The sequence below is a fragment of the Arthrobacter oryzae genome, from assembly GCF_030812315.1.
Taxonomy (GTDB): domain Bacteria; phylum Actinomycetota; class Actinomycetes; order Actinomycetales; family Micrococcaceae; genus Arthrobacter; species Arthrobacter oryzae_B.
This window is the reverse complement of record NZ_JAUSSM010000001.1, coordinates 691,822-709,254: the sequence shown is the minus strand read 5'-3', so window position 1 is coordinate 709,254 and position 17,433 is coordinate 691,822. Positions and strand designations below refer to the sequence as shown.

Below are 17,433 nucleotides of genomic sequence, written 5' to 3'. Positions count from 1 at the left end.
AGGGCTACGGACTCGGACCGCACTTCGAAGGCCGCAACGCCACCCACCAAATGAAAAAACTCACCCTCGACGACCTCAAGTCGTTCAGGGACCACTTGCGCATCCCCATCACGGATGAGCAGCTTGAGGGCGATCCGTACCAGCCGCCGTACTTCCACCCGGGAACCGACGCGCCGGAAATCGCGTACATGATGGAGCGCCGCGCCGCACTGGGCGGTTCCGTCCCGGAACGCCGCAGCAAGCATGACTCGATCACGCTTCCCGAGGCGAAGTCCTACGAGGTTGCCAAACGCGGTTCGGGCAAGCAGCAGGCCGCCACCACCATGGCCTTCGTCCGGCTGCTCAAGGACCTCATGCGGGACAAGGAATTCGGCAAGCACATCGCGCCGATCATCCCCGATGAGGCCCGCACGTTCGGAATGGACGCGTTCTTCCCCACGGCGAAGATCTACAACCCCAAGGGGCAGAACTACCTCTCCGTGGACCGGGACCTGGTCCTGGCCTACAAGGAATCCGCCCAGGGCCAGCTGATCCACCCCGGCATCAACGAAGCCGGCGCCGTCGCAGCCTTCACCGCCGCCGGCACCGCCTACGCCACCCACGGCGTGCCGCTGATCCCGGTCTACGTCTTCTACTCCATGTTCGGCTTCCAGCGCACCGGCGACGCCTTCTGGGCCGCAGCCGACCAGATGACCCGCGGCTTCATCATCGGCGCCACCGCCGGACGGACCACCCTCACCGGCGAAGGACTCCAGCACGCCGACGGCCACTCACCCATCCTCGCCGCCACCAACCCGGCAGTGGTCACCTACGACCCCGCCTACGGCTACGAAATGGGCCACATCATGCGCGACGGCATCGAGCGCATGTACGGACCGGAGTCGACAGACCGGAACCTGATGTACTACATCACCGTCTACAACGAACCCATCACCCAGCCGGCTGAGCCGGAAGAGCTGGACGTTGAAGGCGTGCTCAAGGGCATCTACCTGCTGGCACCGGCCAAGATTGACGGCCCCCGCACGCAGATCCTGGCATCGGGTGTGTCGGTGCCGTGGGCACTGGAGGCCCAGCGGCTCCTGGCCGAGGACTGGGGCGTCTCCGCGGATGTCTGGTCCGTCACGTCCTGGAACGAACTGCGCCGCGACGCCATGGCAGCGGAAGAGGACGCGTTCCTCAACCCGGGCCAGCCGGCACGGGTGCCGTTCGTCACGGCCCAGCTTGAAGGGGCAACCGGCCCCATCGTGGCGGTCTCGGACTACATGAAGGCCGTCCCGGACCAGATCCGCCAGTTCCTCCCGAACGAGTTCGCCTCGCTCGGCGCGGACGGCTTCGGCTTCTCCGACACCCGGGCCGCGGCACGCCGCTTCTTCAAGAACGACATCCACTCCATCGTGGTCCGTTCGCTGGAGATGCTCGCCCGCCGCAGCGAAGTGGACGCCCAGGCTCCGGTCCAGGCAATTGAGAAGTACCGGCTCCACAACGTGAACGCTGGATCCACCGGGAACGCCGGCGGAGAGTCCTGACCCGTTAGCAGTGAATCTGACGGCGGCTTCCACCTAACGGTGGGGGCCGCCGTCGTCGTTATTGGCCCAGCGTTCCGCGAACGCGGCGGTCCTGTGATGCAGCACAAATCGAGTTGTAGCCTTTGCACAAATGGAGGTTGGCCTGCGCGCACCGTATGCTCGATGCATGGCAGAGCCAAACCCCACTCCCGCAAAGCGCAAGCCGGCATCGCCCGCCCTGACGCCGGAAAAAGCCCAGACGTTGAAGAAACTCCGGGCCAGTGTGGGGCAATTGTCCACCACCACCATGCGCCAGCTCGAAAAATCACTCCCCTGGTACAGCCGGCTGAGTTCCGATGAGCGGTCCGCCCTCGGAATGGTGGCCCAGAACGGGATCGCCGCTTTTGTGACGTGGTACGAGCGGCCCAGCTCGCCGTCGTGGATCCTCACGGACGTCTTCGGGACCGCCCCCACCGAGCTGACCCGCTCCATCAGCCTGCAGAAGGCCCTCCAGCTCATCAGGATCGTCGTGGAGGTCGTGGAGGACCAGGTTCCCGTGATCGCTCCGGAAGCGGACCAGCCGGCCCTCCGTGAAGCCGTCCTCCGTTATTCACGCGAAGTGGCCTTTGCCGCCGCTGACGTCTACGCGCGCGCCGCCGAATCAAGGGGCTCTTGGGACACCCGGCTGGAAGCCCTGATCGTTGATGCGATCCTCCGCGGCGAAAACACGGACGCTTTGCGGTCCCGTATTGCCGCCCTCGGCTGGAAAGCGCAGGAGCGGTTTACCGTAATGGTGGGCAATTCGCCGTCGGAACCGAGCGCCAGTTACGTCAGCGAGCTGCGCCGGACGGCCGGCCGGTTCGCTGAGGACGCCCTCGTGGGCATCCAGGGGGACCGCCTCATCCTCATCCTCGGCGGCGTCCAGGACCGGGAGAGCGCCTACCTGAAGCTCAGCGAACTGTTCGCCCCGGGACCCGTTGTCTACGGCCCCGAGGCGGGCTCCCTGCTGGAAGCGAGCAGTTCAGCGCAGTCGGCCTTCGCGGGGCTGACGGCCGCGCGGGCCTGGCCCTCGGCGCCGCGCCCTGTCGCCGCCGACGACCTGCTGCCGGAACGGGTCATTTCCGGGGACGATGCCGCGCGCCGGTCCCTCATCAAAAACATCTACCGGCCCCTCGTCGCTGCCTCCAACGGGTTGGTGGAGACTCTGGGAACCTACCTCGAACTGGGCCATTCGCTGGAGGCTACGGCGCGCGAACTCTTCGTGCACGCCAACACCGTCCGCTACCGGCTCAAGCGGGTTTGTGACGTCACCGGCTGGGATCCGCTGCTTCCGCGGGAGGCGTTTGTCCTTCAGGCGGCACTCGTGGTGGGACGACTTTCCGTGCCTCCCAAGGCGCCCACAGAACGCCAGCCGTCCCGGAACGGCAACTGAACCGTTGTAGACTTCCTACAAACTGACCCAGTGAGCTTGGTGCATGAATACACCGAGAATCACGCGGTAATTTGGAAAGCTGGATACGTGCTTGCAATCGTCTGCCCTGGACAGGGCTCCCAGACCCCTGGTTTTCTAGCCCCTTGGCTGGAACTGCCTCCCGTCGCAGGCCATTTGGCCTCCCTCAGTGAAATAGCAGGCATCGACCTCACCGCACACGGCACCACGTCGGATGAGGAAACCATCAAGGATACGGCGGTGGCACAGCCGCTGATCGTTGCGGCCGGACTGATCGCCGCCAAGTCCCTGTTCGACGTTGAACTCAGCACCCTTCCGGTCGTCCTCGCCGGACATTCGGTCGGCGAGATCACGGCGTCGGCGCTTGCCGGTGTCCTGACCGAGACCGAGGCCATGACCTTCGTGCGGGAACGTGCCAACAGCATGGCCGCTGCTGCCGCCGTCACGCCCACGGGCATGAGTGCAGTGGTAGGCGGCGACCCGGCCGAGGTCCTTGCAGCCATCGAGGCCTCCGGCGCCACGCCGGCCAACGTGAACGGTGCCGGCCAGACCGTCGCGGCCGGCACGTTCGAGCAGCTCAAGACCCTCGCTGACAATCCCCCGGCCAGGGCCCGCGTGATCCCGCTGAAGGTGGCAGGGGCCTTCCACACCTCGCACATGTCCCCCGCCGTTGCGGCGCTGGAAGCACTGAAGCCGTCGCTTCAGCCGCAGAACCCGCAGGTGCCCCTCCTTTCCAACTTTGACGGCAAGGAAGTGACCGACGGCGGCGCGGCAGTCGGCAGCCTCATCGCCCAGGTCTCACGGCCGGTCCGCTGGGACCTGTGCATGGAATCGCTGGTGCAGCGCGGCGTCACGGGCGTCATTGAACTTGCGCCGGCCGGCACCCTGGCCGGGCTCGCCAAGCGAGGCATGCCCGGAGTCAAGACGGTAGCCGTCAAGACTCCCGAGGACCTCACCGCCGCCCTCGCACTATTCGCAGAACTGGAGGGACAGGCATGAGCGCTCCCGCACTCAAGCAGGCACCGCTGCGGGAACACACCCGCATCCTCGGACTGGGTGCCTACCGCCCGGACGTCATCGTCACCAACGACGATGTCTGCCAGTGGATCGATTCCTCGGACGAATGGATCCGGCAGCGCACCGGCATTGTGACCCGTCACCGCGCCCCCGCAGACATCAGCGTCATTGACATGGCGGAGGGCGCTGCCCGCGAAGCCCTGGCGAAGGCCGGAATCGAAGCCACCCAGCTGGGCGCGGTCATCGTCTCGACTGTGACGCATCCCTTCGCGACGCCGTCCGCGGCCGCCAGCCTGGCGGACCGCCTCGGCGCCACGCCGGCTCCGGCCTTCGACATCTCCGCTGCCTGTGCAGGCTACTGCTACGGGATTGCCCAGGGCGACGCCCTGGTCCGCTCCGGCGCAGCAGATTACGTGCTGGTGGTCGGTGCCGAGAAGCTCTCGGACGTCATCGACAACACCGAGCGCACCATTTCCTTCCTGCTCGGCGACGGCGCCGGCGCCGTCGTCATCGGCCCTTCGGAGACTGCAGGCATAGGTCCGTCGGTCTGGGGTTCGGACGGAAGCAAGTGGGATGCCATCGGCATGACACACTCGCTGCTGGATGTCCGCGAACTGGCGCTGGCCGCGAACAAGGCCGGTTCACTGAGCGCCGGCGAGGCCGAGGTGACCGATGCTGCCATCTGGCCCACGCTGCGCCAGGACGGCCAGACCGTCTTCCGGTGGGCTGTCTGGGAGATGGCCAAAGTGGCACAGCAGGCACTCGACGCCGCCGGCATCGCTGCCGAGGACCTCGTGGCGTTCATCCCGCACCAGGCCAACATGCGCATCATTGACGAGATGGTCAAGAAGCTCAAGCTTCCGGAAACCGTCAAGGTCGCACGGGACATCGCCGACGCTGGAAACACCTCGGCGGCTTCCATTCCGCTGGCCACGCACCGCCTGTTGCAGGAAAACCCCGAACTCAGCGGCGGACTCGCCCTGCAGATCGGATTCGGCGCAGGCCTGGTCTTCGGCGCACAGGTAATCGTGCTCCCGTAGCCCGCACCCTTTACCCACAACTGAATACGTTCTGTACAGCACGGATTCGCGAACCAAGCCGTAATCTCGGCTTGAATCATTTCCGGCAGCACCTGCCGGCAACAAGAAAAGGAGCCATCAATGGCTAGCAACGAAGAAATCCTGGCCGGCCTGGCTGAAATCGTCAACGAAGAAACCGGCCTCGCCACCGAAGCTGTCGAGCTGGACAAGTCCTTCACCGAGGACCTGGACATCGACTCCATCTCGATGATGACCATCGTCGTCAACGCTGAGGAAAAGTTCGGCGTGCGTATCCCGGACGAAGAGGTCAAGAACCTCAAGACCGTCGGTGACGCAGTCAGCTTCATCGCAAACGCACAGGCCTAGTCCTGGCACCTGCCGGCAATGGCCGGACCCGGTAGCCGGTCCGGGGTGCTGAACCAGCGCCCCGGACCGAGCACCGCTGAATGACCTCAAGTTTCCCCACGCAGCCCCGGCCAGGCATTTCCCGGACCCGGCATGCGCACCGATAGAGAGTGATCCCATGGCACGCAAAGTAGTCATTACCGGTCTGGGTGCCACCACACCCATTGGCGGCGATGTCCCCACAATGTGGAAGAACGCGCTGAAGGGCGTCTCCGGCGCGCACACGCTCGAGGACGACTGGGTGGCCAAGTACGAACTGCCCGTTCACTTCGCAGCCCGCGCCTCCACCCCCGCGCTGGACGTTTTGAGCCGCGTAGAAGCAAAGCGGATGGACCCGTCCACACAGTTCGGCGTCGTTGCCGCACGCGAAGCCTGGGCGGACTCCGGCATTACAGAAGTCGACCACGACCGCCTGGCTGTGGCTTTCGCCACGGGCATCGGCGGCGTGTGGACACTGCTGGACGCGTGGGACACCCTGCGCGAAAAGGGTCCGCGACGTGTCCTGCCGATGACGGTGCCCATGCTGATGCCCAACGGTGTGGCCGCAGCGGTGAGCCTGGACCTGGGCGCCCGTGCAGGCGCCCATACTCCGGTGTCCGCCTGCGCCTCCGGCACCGAGGCCCTGCACCTTGGCCTGGACCTGATCCGCTCCGGCAAAGCCGACGTCGTCGTCTGCGGCGGGGCCGAAGCGGCGATCCACCCCATGCCCATTGCTGCCTTTGCCTCGATGCAGGCCCTCTCGCGCCGCAATGACGATCCCGCGGGTGCTTCGCGCCCCTACGACACTGGCCGCGACGGTTTCGTCATGGGTGAAGGCGCCGGCGCCTTGGTCATCGAGGCCGAGGAACACGCGCTTGCCCGCGGAGCACGGATCTACGGTGAGCTCGCCGGAACCTCGGTGACGGCTGACGCTTACCACATCACCGCCCCGGACCCCGAAGGCCTGGGTGCCACCCGCGCATTGAAGGCCGCAATGTTCGATGGCCGCATCCAGGCCGAGGACGTGGTCCACGTCAACGCGCACGCAACCTCCACCCCTGTCGGGGACAAGCCCGAGTACACGGCCCTGCGGGCCGCCTTGGGCGCACATGTGGACAACGTGGCGGTCTCGGCAACGAAGTCCCAGATGGGCCACCTGCTGGGCGCCTCCGGTGCCGTGGAGGCCGTGCTGACCGTGCTGGCTGTCTACGAGCGCAAGGCTCCGGTAACCATCAACCTGGAAAACCAGGACCCCGAGATCCCGCTCGACGTCGTGACCAAGACCGCTCGCGACCTGCCCTCGGGCAGCATCGTGGCGCTGAGCAACTCGTTCGGCTTCGGCGGCCACAACGCTGTGATTGCAGTCCGCAGCATCTAGCGTCCGCGGTTGCAACAGCAAGAGACCCCTGCCGTCCGGCGGGGGTCTCTTGCGTTATGGAGGTTATGGCACGGCGGACCGGTCAGCCTGCGCCGGTCAGCCGACCTGGTGCAGCCAGCGCACAGGGGCACCCTCTGCGGCATGCCTGAACGGCTCCAGCTCCTCATCCCATGCTTCGCCAAGGGCAAGGGAGAGTTCGTGATAGACGGCGGAGGGATCGCCCGCGCCGGACTCATAGGCGTAGCGGATGCGATCCTCAGAGACCATGATGTTTCCGTGCACGTCGGTGACGGCGTGGAAGATTCCCAGCTCCGGCGTGTGCGACCATCTGCCACCGTCCACACCCTGGCTGGGCTCCTCGGTGACCTCATAGCGCAGGTGCGCCCAGCCACGAAGAGCAGACGCCAGCAGGGCGCCGGTCCCCGGGCTGCCGGTCCAGGACAGTTCCGAACGGAACATTCCGGGCGCAGCCGGCTGAGCAGTCCACTCAAGGTCCGTGCGCTTGTCCACGACCGACCCGATGGCCCACTCAACGTGGGGGCACAGGGCGGTCGGGGCCGAGTGAACGAACAAGACACCGCGGGTCATTGCAACAGACATTCCATCCTCCATAGCTGTAGGTACGTCTTCCCCAACGACCTCTGCCTGGATGTGTGTCTGTCGCGCAAGGCTCCCGCATACTGCCGGTCATCCCTGCAAGACTATGAAATTAGTGCCCGGTACTGCGTAAACCCGCCGGAGGGCGAGCTTCAAGTCAGACTTGAGAGTTGCCGGGCATGACTCTTATTGTGCCGTACGCCGCATAATTACGCCAGTGCAATTCGGCGCGCCGGGTGCGAACAATATTTCCCGCGCCGCAGCCGGCAGCGCACGGCTCAGTGTTCCAGCGTCCGGGCAACGTCTCAGGCGCGCGGATGTGCCTGCTGATAGCTTCGCCGCAGCCGGTCAACCGAGACGTGGGTGTAGATCTGCGTTGTTGCCAGACTGCTGTGGCCGAGGATTTCCTGCACGGCCCTGAGGTCCGCACCGCCGTCCAGCAAATGAGTGGCGGCGGAGTGCCGGAGCGCGTGCGGACCGGTAGCTGCCGTGTCCCCCAGCGCGTCCAACAGATCTTTCACCACTGCCCGGACCTGCCGCTGGTCCACCCTGCGGCCCCTAACCCCGAGGAACAGTGCCGGCCCGCTCGAGTCCGCTGCCAGCACCGGGCGTCCTCGGCGGAGCCAGTCGTCGACGGCGACCGCCGCCGGCAGCCCGTAAGGCACCGTCCGTTCCTTGTTCCCTTTGCCGATGACCCGGAGTGTGCGGCGGTTCAGGTCGAGATCGTCCACGTCCATGCCTGCCAGCTCCCCCACGCGAACCCCGGTGGCGTAGAGCAGCTCCACCATGGCGCGGTTCCGTATGGCGAGCGGCGCGCCCTCGACCGCCGCCGCTTCCAGCCCGTCCAGGACGCGCACAACCTGTTGCTGATGCAGGACGCCGGGCAGTGACTTTTCGCGCTTTGGTGCCTTCAGGCGCAGGGCCGGATCAGCCTCAAGGAGTTCCTCCCGCACTGCCCAGGCGGTGAAGGACCGGGCAGTGGCAGCCCGGCGGGCAAGTGTGGATCGGGACATGCCCGCCTCGCTTTGCCCGCCGAGCCACCGCCGCAGGGTGGCAAGCTCGATCCCGTCGAGGTCGGTGACGCCATCTGCTGCTGCAGCCGACAGCAGGCTAAGGACGTCCGACAGATAGGCGCGCACGGTATGGGCCGACCTGGCCCGTTCGCCTTCGAGATAGCGGCCGAAGGCGTCGGCGGCGCCAGCGAGGGCTGCCGGAAGATCAGGGGTGTCCACGGTCCAACTTTCCCACCATTCGGCCGCCAATCAAGGAACCACGCTGCCAACGCCGCGCAATTTGGAAAGGCCCCGGGACGGCCGCGGTGGGGCTGGAGGCCAGACTGCAGGCACTCAGCAGGCCTTGCGTGACCGTTTCCACCCGCCGCGTTCGGATTCGGCGAGCCCCAGCAGTCCAAGCCGGCCCAGGCCAGCCCTGACGGAATCTGCGCTCAGGCCCGCGACGGACGTTAGCTTTTCCACTGAGCTGGTGGACCGCAGAGGTAAAGCATCGAGCAAAATGAGGTCCTCCAGGGTAAGGCCGTCATGGTCAGCGCGCTGCTCGGGGGCCATGTCCGCCAACGACTGGCCGCTGGGGGAGGCAAGCTCCGCAATTTCACCGGCGTCCGTGACGCAGACGGCTCCCCCTTCGCGAATCAGCCGGTGGCAGCCCGCTGAATTGGCACTGTGCACGGACCCGGGGACGGCACCGACGGCCCTGCCCAGGGATTCAGCGTGGTGCGCCGTGTTCAGCGCGCCGGAGCGCCAGCGGGCCTCCACCACGACGGTGACCGACGCCAGTGCGGCGATGAGGCGGTTCCGCTGCAGGAACCGGTATCGCGTGGGTGCGGAGCCAGGCGGGACCTCGGCAAGGACCGCGCCCTGGTTCGCCACCGTCCTGAGCAGGTCTTCATTGCCGGATGGATAGAAGCGGTCCACTCCCCCGGCCATGACGGCGATGGTGGGCATGGCATCACCCGCGCCTGCCAGGGCAGACCGGTGAGCATGCGCGTCGATTCCGTACGCCCCGCCTGAGACGATGGTGAAACCCCGCTGCGCCAGCGAATAGGCGAGATCACCTGTGACGGCAGCGCCGTAGCTTGTGCTGTCTCGGGATCCGACCAGGGCAATGGACTTCGCCGCATCGGGCAGCGGTTGCTCCAGTCCGCGCCACCAGAGGCAGATGGGCTCATGGAGGCCCAGGTCAGCCAGTTGCATGGGCCATAGCCCGTCGGACGGGATGATCATCCGTCCGCCCAGGCGGTGCAGGGTGGCGAGATCCCGCTCGGGAGCCAGATCCGGGATACGCGGCGCCCAGCGCTTGAGGGAAGCGTGCATCCCCGGCCAGCTCCCTGTGCCGTTGTCCGCGAGCATGGAGGTAATTTCCCGTTCAAGCTGCGGTCCGGAGGCCAGTTGGCCGGTGGCTATGCGGAGTGCGTCCGTGGCACCGGCGACCCTCACCAGGGCAAGGCCCACGGCGTCCTGCGGCTCCATCAGCCTGGACAGGGCGGCCCTCGCAATGCGTTCTTGTTCAGTCATCGTGTTCCTTTCAGGCCACGGCCGAGGCGGCCTGCCGGAGTCCCAGCGCTTGCCCTATGTCGTTGTCGTCCGGGGCGTCACGGCAAGCCAGGTCCGCCAGCGTCCAGGCCAAACGGAGTACACGGTCGTAACCGCGGGCTGTGAGCACTCCGCGTTCAAGCGAACGGTCAAGGATCCGCGTGGCGGGTGGCGGCAGGCGCAGGGCCCCGCGAAGGACACGGCCCGGCACCTGCGAGTTGGTTTCGAGGCCCAGCGGCCGCAGCCTCTCCAGCTGGCGGTCCCTGGCAGCGCGTACCCGCGCAGCAACCGTAGCGGTGTCTTCTTCCGCGCCGGTCTGGCCGAAGTCAGCCAGCGAGACCCGCTCCACCTGCAACTGGATGTCCACCCGGTCCAACAGCGGCCCGGACATCCGCGCCAGGTACCGTCGCCTCATCATGGGCGTACAGGTGCAGTCGAGCCCTTTCCCCGACGCCTTTCCGCAGGGGCAGGGGTTGGCGGCCAGGACGAGCTGGAACCGTGCCGGGTAGGCGGCGGTTCCCGCAGACCGGTGAATCACCAACTCCCCGCTCTCCAATGGCTGCCTGAGCGCATCGAGGACACGCCGTTCATACTCCGGAGCCTCGTCAAGGAAAAGCACCCCCCGGTGCGCCCGCGACGCTGCACCCGGCCGGGGCAGCCCTGAGCCGCCGCCGATGATGGCAGCCGCGGTGGCCGTGTGATGGGGATTCTCGAACGGCGGCCGGCGGAGGAGCTGCACGGCAGCGGACGACAGGGCGCACAGGGAGTGGATCGCGGTGACCTCCATCGCTTCGCCGTCAGCCAGGTCCGGCAGCAGGCCCGGGAGCCGTTCGGCGAGCATGGTCTTGCCGGCCCCCGGAGGGCCCGACAGGAGCAAGTGGTGGGCGCCGGCGGCGGCCACTTCCAGGGCTTTACGGGCTTCCGCCTGGCCGGCCACATCGCACATGTCCGGGTCCGGTCCCGCCACGGCCGGATCGTCGCCGTAAGAGTCCTCGTCATCCGGCTCAAAGTCCAGGGCAAGTTCCTGCGGGTCCGCACCGAAGTCGCACGCGAGGCGGGCCAGGGTCCTGTAGCCGCGGACCCTTGCACCGGGCACGAGCCCGGCCTCCGCCTCATTCGCCTGGGCCACCACAACGTCCGGGTAGCCCGCCTGCACAGCGGCCATTACCGCCGGGAGGATGCCACGGACCGGCCTGAGCCTGCCGTCGAGGCCCAGCTCGGCGATGAAGACGGTCCGCTCGGTCGATTTGATGTCGTTTGCTGCGCGCAGGACAGCCATGGTGATGGCCAGGTCGAAGCCGGAACCCCGTTTTGGCAGCGATGCCGGGATGAGATTGGCTGTGATCTTGCGCCGGCTCAGCGGGATGCCTGAGTTCTGGGCCGCCGAGCGGATCCTTTCCTTGGCTTCGTTCAGCGATGCATCGGGAAGACCCAGGATGATGAATGCTGGGAGAGTCTGCCCGATGTCCGCCTCAACTTCCACGATGTAGCCGTTAAGGCCCACCAGGGCCACCGAGTATGTCCTGCCGAGGCCCACTACCCCACCCCTTTGAGGTGCTCCACGCGCGGCTGTCCGGCGCCGTCGTCAAGGACGGCAACTACGTCGACGCGGCGGAACGGCATGCGGAGCTCGTGGTCACGGCACCATGCCGATGCCAGCCGGTGAAGTCGCGCCAGTTTGGCAACACCCACAGCTTCAAAGGGGTGCCCGTAGGCCAGGGATTTTCGCGTCTTCACTTCGGCGATGACCAGCGAGTCGCCATCAAGCGCCACGATGTCGATTTCGCCCTCGGCACAGCGCCAATTGCGGTCCACGATCCGCATGCCCTGTGATTCCAGGTATCCGGCAGCCAGTTCTTCCCCGCGCCGGCCAAGCATGTCTTTGGCTCTCATTCTTACCTCCGCCACCAGCCTGCGGGAGCGGCGAAGGGCAGGCATATGCACTGAGTGCCCTATGTGGGAAACCACGGCAAAGGGGGTTTTGTGGAGGAGAAGTGGAAGGCGGTCCTGCAGGGTGCGCCGCCGGCGAACCACACGAGGTGAAACGAAGCCGGCAAACCGCCACTAGCCGCCGCTAGGCAGGGGCTGGGCAGGAACCGCTAGGCGCGGGTTCCGCATCTCATGCAGTGGGCAGACTGGTGCGGCCGCTCCTCGTAGAAGCCGGCATGGCTGCTCCAGATGTGCCCTAGGAACCAGCAGAGTATTTTCATGGTGAGATCTTCTCTGATGTCAGCCGGGTAGGCGGTGCCAGTACGAGCCCTTCGGCGCTCGACTCAAGCACCGTCAGGATGTGCCTGCAGGACGCGAGACCCCTCCGCTACGCGGTAAGCCGTCGGAACAGAACTACGAATCAATCCCATACAGTAGTCTCGCGCCAAGGATGGCAGGGATGCCAGACCCTGCGCAAAAAACAGGTAGTGCACCTGCCGGCCGATTGATCACTTGGCTTGACCAGTTGCCCGGGTCAGTTGCCCAGGTCCACGTCCTTGGGAAGGGCCAGTTCCTCATTGCGGGGCAGCTCTTCCACGTTGACGTCCTTGAACGTAATCACCCGGACGCTCTTCACGAAGCGGGCCGACCTGTAAACGTCCCACACCCAGGCATCCTGCAAGGTGAGGTCGAAATATACTTCTCCGTCTGCACTTCGCGCCTGCAGGTCAACGTGGTTGGCCAGGTAAAAACGCCGTTCGGTCTCGACTACGTAGCTGAACAGCCCGACAACGTCACGGTATTCGCGGTAGAGCTGCAGCTCCATGTCGGTTTCATAGTTCTCAAGATCCTCGGCACTCATGGTTCCATCTTGCACCATTCAGCGCGCCGTGTGGGCCATGCGCTGCCTCCGCAGCCCGATGCCCGCTCCCCGGACCGCCGGCCACGGCGGGCTGACGTCAGAGAATCTGCCAGCTCACCCGGTGATATGGCGTGGGGCCCGCTGCCTTGAGGGCTTCTTTGTGCGAGGCCGTTCCGTAGCCTTTGTTTTCGTTCCAGGCGAAGGCCGGGAACTCCGTGTGCAGCGTGCGCATGAGCCGGTCCCGCTCCACTTTGGCGAGGATGCTGGCGGCGGCCACGCTCAAGCACTGCATGTCTGCCTTGACGAGGGTGTGAACCGGAGCGTCACAGCCGGGCCCGGCCGGGGCGTCGTCAAAGAGGGAGGCCTGCGTCTCGGGTGAGAGCCAGTTGTGGCTCCCGTCGAGCAGCACCACGTCGGGGGTTACGCCGGCAGCCAGAATCTGGAGCCAGGCCCTCGTCCCAGCGGTCCGCAGCGCCGCGATGATGCCCATTGCGTCGATTTCGCTGGCCGAAGCGTGCCCCACAGCCGACGCGATGCTCCAGCTGCGCACGAGGGGTTCCAGCCGCTCGCGATCGGATTCCTTCAGCAGCTTGCTGTCGCGGACGTCGTCGAGAAGAACCGGGCGGCTGAGGTCGACGACGGCGATGCCCACGGTCACGGGTCCCGCAATGGCTCCCCGGCCGACCTCGTCGATGCCGGCCAGGAGCCTGGCACCGGAACTCAGGAAGCGGTGCTCGTAGTCGAGGGTTGGTGCAATGGACATTTATTTTCCGGTCGGTGCGGGAACGTTCTGGAACACGTCGGGATAGTTGCCCAGCCCGGTCAGCCTGTTGAGGGGCCAGGCAATGACGGCTGCCTTGCCCTCGATGTCTGGCATGTCGATGAAGCCGCCGTTGCTGTCCTGGTGGGCGCGGGAGTCCGCCGAGTGGTTCCGGTTGTCTCCCATCACCCAGATCTTGCCGTCAGGGACAACGACGTCGAAGTTGCGGATATCAGGCACCTCTGCGGGGTTGACGTACGTCTCTTCCACGTCCTTGCCGTTGATGGTGAGTTTGCCGCCGGCGTCACAGCACACGACGTGGTCGCCCGGGAGGCCGATCACACGCTTGACCAGGTGCTGCTCCGAATTGTCCGGCAGCAGGCCGACGAACGTCAGGCCGTCCTGGACCCACGTGAACGGGCCATCAGCTTTGTCCGGCGTCGGGACCAGCCACCCCTTGGTGTCTTTGAAGACCACGACGTCGCCGCGTTCGAGGGCAAAAGGCTCCGGCACGAGCAGGTTGACGAAGATACGGTCGTTCACGTCGAGCGTGCTGACCATGGATTCAGACGGGATATAGAACGCCCTGAACAGGAACGTCTTGATCAGGAAGGACAGCACCACCGCGATGGCCACCACCGTGGCCACTTCCTTGATCCAGAGGTACAGCGGGCTGTGGGCTTTGCTTTCCTTGGCCGACTTGGAGGGACCGGCCTTCGAATGGGCGCCCCTCGAACCCGCTGCCCGGCTTTCCGCCCGGAGGGCGGGCCGCGCCGAATCTGCCGGCCCCGAATCTGACGGACCGGCATACGGACCGGCCGACGGCGCAACAGGCGGACCGTCGGAGGGAGCCGACTCGCCCCCGTCCGTGGCAGTTGCCGAGTAGTCGCGCCCGGAGGAGTCGCGTCCTGCGTGGTCGCGTGCTGTGTAGTCGCGTCCGGCGCGATCGCGCTTGAACGGATCAGGAGTCCGGGGATCGGTCTCGGGCATCTACTGTCCGTCCTTCGTTGTCGTGCTGGTTTCTGCGGGCCGGGGCACGGCCGCAAATCTGTCGAGGGGCCAGATGATCTGGACCGGGCGGCCAATCACCCGGTCCAGGGGCACCATGCCGCCTCCCGGTGCGCCGAGCAGGCTTCGGGAATCGGCGGACATGGACCGGTGGTCTCCCAGCAACCATAGCCGTCCCGCCGGAACGATCACACTGAACTTCTGCTTGCTCGCCACGTCCCCGCCATAGAGGTATGGTTCCTCAATCGCCTGGCCGTTCACTGTGAGCCGCTGCCGGTCATCGCAGCAGACAACATGATCGCCGGGCAACCCGATAACCCGCTTAATGTAGGTTGTATCACTGCCTGTAATGCCAAGCCAGTGTCCGGCCGCCGCGGCGGCATCCTGCACCGGCCCGTTACCGCTGTTAAGCGGGGCGAACGTCCCGCGGCCATCGAAGACGACGACGTCGCCGCGCCGGACAGGTTCGGACTGGAAGTCGGTACGGGAAACCAGGATCCGGTCCCCCGCGCCGAAGAGCGGCTCCATGGAAGCGGACGGTATGTAATACACGTCCAGCCAGAGGGCGCGGACAAGTCCGCTGATGAGCAGTGCCAGTGCCAGGGCCAGCAACGCAAAACGCCAGCCCAGTTTCCTGGGCTGGCGTTCTGACTGGTCCATGATCCGTATCCTGTGGCGCTGTTGCGGAAGGCTCCGGCGCGGGCCGGATCCGGGTTCTGGACCCGCCGTGGAAGTCCGGAAGACTTACTTGGCGGTGCTGAAGTCGCGCTTTTCCTTGATCTTCGCGGCCTTACCGCGCAGTGCACGCATGTAGTAAAGCTTGGCGCGGCGGACGTCACCCTTGGTGACGACCTCGATCTTGTCGATGATCGGGGAGTGTACCGGGAAGGTACGCTCTACGCCGACACCGAAGGATACCTTGCGGACCGTGAAGGTTTCGCGGATGCCGTCACCCTGGCGGCCCAGGACGAAGCCCTGGAAGACCTGGACACGGGAGTTCTTGCCTTCGATGATGTTCACGTGAACCTTGAGGGTGTCACCAGCGCGGAACTGGGGAACATCGGTGCGCAGCGAGGCTGCATCTACGGTATCGAGGATATGCATTGATCCACTCCTGGTGAACGCCACAGGTCATCCACTTTGGGTCACGGCGGCCAAGCCCGGGAAAGGCCCGGAAATGACTGCCGAAAGTTTTCTGATCCGGCTCCATCACTGATTGACGGGACCGGGGTGCCGGGCTGTTGGCGACGCTCCCCCTGTGGCAGGTGCGCACCCAGCAGGCACAAGGACTAATTTTGCCACATTCCGAGGATTCCGGCGAATCCGGAACCGCCTGATGGCGTCGGTTGTTGCCCCGGACCTCAGGCTTGGGCGGCTGTGCCTTCTCCGCCCGCCTCCGGGCGGAGTCGCAGCCGACCGTCCACGACGTCGTACCCCAGGTCCCCCAGTGCGGTGCGGTCCGCGCGCGGCAGCTTTCCGGCGTCGAACCCGGCAAGGAGGTCCGGACGGCGTTCAGCCGTGCGGCGGTACTGCTGGTGGCGGCGCCACTGCGCAATCTTGCCGTGGTTTCCGCTCAACAACACGGGCGGAACGTCGCGGTCACGCCATGTGGAGGGTTTGGTGTACACCGGATATTCCAGCAGGCCGTCGGAGTGTGATTCCTCGACGAGGGACTCCGGGTTGCCCACGACGCCGGGAAGGAGCCGGACAATGGCTTCCGTCATGGCCAGGACGGCCACTTCGCCGCCGTTCAGGACATAGTCCCCCAGGCTCATGGGCCGGACGGTGAAGTGTTCTTCCGCCCATTCGATGACCCGCTCGTCGATGCCTTCGTACCGGCCGCAGGCGAAGATCAGCTGGTCTTCCCCGGCGAGTTCGTGCGCCAGCGCCTGGGTGAACCGTTCGCCCGCCGGGGAGGGGACGATCAGCACCGGTTTGCGGGACGGGGCGCCTTCCGTTGCCCCGGCCACCGAAGCCAGCGCCTGTGCCCACGGTTCAGCCTTCATCACCATGCCGGCGCCGCCGCCGTACGGGGTGTCGTCCACCGACCGGTGTTTGTCCGTGGTGAACTCCCGGAGGTCGTGGACGTTCAGGTCCAGCAGGCCGTCCTGGCGGGCCTTCCCGATCAGGGACAGTTCCAGTGGCGCAAGGTACTCCGGGAAGATACTTACGACGTCGATCCTCATTTACGCGTTGTCTCCGGCCTCGGTCTTGCCTGCGTCGGTCCTGCGTGCGTCGGTCCTGCGTGCGTCGGTCCTGCGTGCGTCGGTCCTGCCCGGCTCGGCGTCGCCGTCATCCGGTGTTTCGCCCGAATCATCCGCGTTGATGTCGAAGAGCCCGGGCGGCGGGGTGACCAGGATGTACTTTTCGCCGACATTGACCTCGGGCACGATCTCCTCCACGAAGGGAATCAGGATCTCCTTGCCGTCGGTTGCCTCGACGACAATGAGGTCCTGTACCGGAAGGGTGTGCAGCCCGGAAACCTTGCCCACAACGGCTTCGCCGACGCGGACCTCGAGGCCGACGAGCTCGTGCTCGTACCAGCCTTCGTCGTCGTCCTCGTCGAGCTCTTCAGTCTCGATGAACAGCCTGGCCCCGCGCAGGGCTTCGGCTTGGTTGCGGGTCACAACACCCTCAAAACCCAGCAGCAGGATGTCCTTGTTCCAGCGGGCGCTGTCCACGGTCAGCGTCCCCACCGACGCGGGCTCAACCCGGAATTCCGTGCCCGGAATGAAGCGGTCCTCCGGCGCGTCGGTCAGGACCTGGACGGTCACTTCGCCGCGGATACCGTGCGGTTTGCCGATTCGTGCCACCTGAAGCTGCATCTGTTCCTCTGTTCCGGGATTCGTTCTGTGCTGGTTCTGCCGCGCGCCTGCTGCCGCGCCGGGTTTCTGCTGAAAAACAGTCCGGCCCCTCCACCATAATCTGGTGAAGGGGCCGGACTTGAGACAAAT

Annotated in this window: 18 protein-coding genes; 6 read left to right on the top strand and 12 right to left on the bottom strand. The window is 65.9% G+C overall.

Translation table 11 applies throughout. The features are described from left to right. The 6 genes from J2S97_RS03295 to J2S97_RS03270 form a co-directional block, all read left to right on the top strand. Positions 1-1,526: transketolase-like TK C-terminal-containing protein (locus J2S97_RS03295; protein ID WP_444875927.1), on the top strand; the 1,526-nt coding region annotated here is incomplete at its 5' end. Between the two features lie 166 nt (positions 1,527-1,692). Continuing rightward, entirely contained in the window at positions 1,693-2,937 is a 1,245-nt protein-coding gene (locus J2S97_RS03290) for a PucR family transcriptional regulator (RefSeq protein WP_307046511.1), read from the top strand. 87 nt (positions 2,938-3,024) lie between these two features. Beyond that, positions 3,025-3,954, top strand: coding sequence for an ACP S-malonyltransferase (locus J2S97_RS03285; protein ID WP_307046510.1), 930 nt, complete (start codon positions 3,025-3,027; stop codon positions 3,952-3,954). Further along, positions 3,951-5,012, top strand: coding sequence for a beta-ketoacyl-ACP synthase III (locus J2S97_RS03280; protein ID WP_307046508.1), 1,062 nt, complete (start codon positions 3,951-3,953; stop codon positions 5,010-5,012). Before J2S97_RS03285 ends, J2S97_RS03280 begins: the two co-directional genes overlap by 4 nt. Positions 5,013-5,132: 120 nt before the next feature. Continuing rightward, complete coding sequence (locus J2S97_RS03275) at positions 5,133-5,378, top strand: acyl carrier protein (protein WP_011692310.1); 246 nt, start codon at positions 5,133-5,135, stop codon at positions 5,376-5,378. Between the two features lie 157 nt (positions 5,379-5,535). Further along, a complete protein-coding gene (locus tag J2S97_RS03270) occupies positions 5,536-6,774 on the top strand; it encodes a beta-ketoacyl-[acyl-carrier-protein] synthase family protein (protein ID WP_307046506.1) in 1,239 nt (412 codons plus the stop codon). 96 nt (positions 6,775-6,870) lie between these two features. Here the strand turns inward: J2S97_RS03270 and J2S97_RS03265 are convergent, their stop codons facing one another. From J2S97_RS03265 to rimM, 12 genes are all read right to left on the bottom strand, one after another. Then, the gene (locus tag J2S97_RS03265) at positions 6,871-7,374 is read right to left on the bottom strand and encodes a DUF3145 domain-containing protein (RefSeq protein ID WP_011692312.1); all 504 of its coding nucleotides are present in this window, start codon (positions 7,372-7,374) and stop codon (positions 6,871-6,873) included. A 302-nt stretch (positions 7,375-7,676) separates the two neighbouring features. Continuing rightward, positions 7,677-8,603, bottom strand: a complete 927-nt coding sequence (locus J2S97_RS03260) for a tyrosine recombinase XerC (RefSeq protein ID WP_307046504.1) — start codon at positions 8,601-8,603, stop codon at positions 7,677-7,679. Positions 8,604-8,717: 114 nt separating this feature from the next. Then, entirely contained in the window at positions 8,718-9,902 is a 1,185-nt protein-coding gene (dprA, locus tag J2S97_RS03255) for a DNA-processing protein DprA (protein WP_307046502.1), read from the bottom strand. Positions 9,903-9,912: 10 nt separating this feature from the next. Next, positions 9,913-11,457 (bottom strand): YifB family Mg chelatase-like AAA ATPase, encoded by a 1,545-nt coding sequence (locus J2S97_RS03250; protein WP_307046501.1) that lies wholly within the window; start codon positions 11,455-11,457, stop codon positions 9,913-9,915. Next, entirely contained in the window at positions 11,457-11,813 is a 357-nt protein-coding gene (locus J2S97_RS03245) for a YraN family protein (protein ID WP_307046498.1), read from the bottom strand. The genes J2S97_RS03250 and J2S97_RS03245 overlap by 1 nt, the downstream gene beginning before the upstream one ends. 571 nt (positions 11,814-12,384) lie before the next feature. Then, complete coding sequence (locus J2S97_RS03240; protein WP_003806068.1) at positions 12,385-12,711, bottom strand: DUF2469 domain-containing protein; 327 nt, start codon at positions 12,709-12,711, stop codon at positions 12,385-12,387. Positions 12,712-12,808: 97 nt separating this feature from the next. After that, positions 12,809-13,474 (bottom strand): ribonuclease HII, encoded by a 666-nt coding sequence (locus J2S97_RS03235; protein WP_307046496.1) that lies wholly within the window; start codon positions 13,472-13,474, stop codon positions 12,809-12,811. Next, a complete protein-coding gene (gene lepB / locus J2S97_RS03230; RefSeq protein ID WP_307046493.1) occupies positions 13,475-14,461 on the bottom strand; it encodes a signal peptidase I in 987 nt (328 codons plus the stop codon). Next, positions 14,462-15,139 carry a signal peptidase I gene (gene lepB, locus J2S97_RS03225; RefSeq protein WP_307046491.1) on the bottom strand — a complete coding sequence of 226 codons (678 nt, stop codon included), beginning with the start codon at positions 15,137-15,139 and terminating at the stop codon, positions 14,462-14,464. Positions 15,140-15,223: 84 nt separating this feature from the next. Then, positions 15,224-15,583: a 50S ribosomal protein L19 gene (gene rplS / locus J2S97_RS03220; RefSeq protein ID WP_011692321.1), complete on the bottom strand. Its 360-nt coding sequence runs from the start codon at positions 15,581-15,583 to the stop codon at positions 15,224-15,226. A gap of 257 nt (positions 15,584-15,840) precedes the next feature. Further along, positions 15,841-16,665, bottom strand: a complete 825-nt coding sequence (trmD, locus tag J2S97_RS03215; protein ID WP_307046488.1) for a tRNA (guanosine(37)-N1)-methyltransferase TrmD — start codon at positions 16,663-16,665, stop codon at positions 15,841-15,843. Next, positions 16,666-17,304: a ribosome maturation factor RimM gene (gene rimM / locus J2S97_RS03210; protein ID WP_307046486.1), complete on the bottom strand. Its 639-nt coding sequence runs from the start codon at positions 17,302-17,304 to the stop codon at positions 16,666-16,668. Between the last annotated feature and the right edge of the window lie 129 nt (positions 17,305-17,433).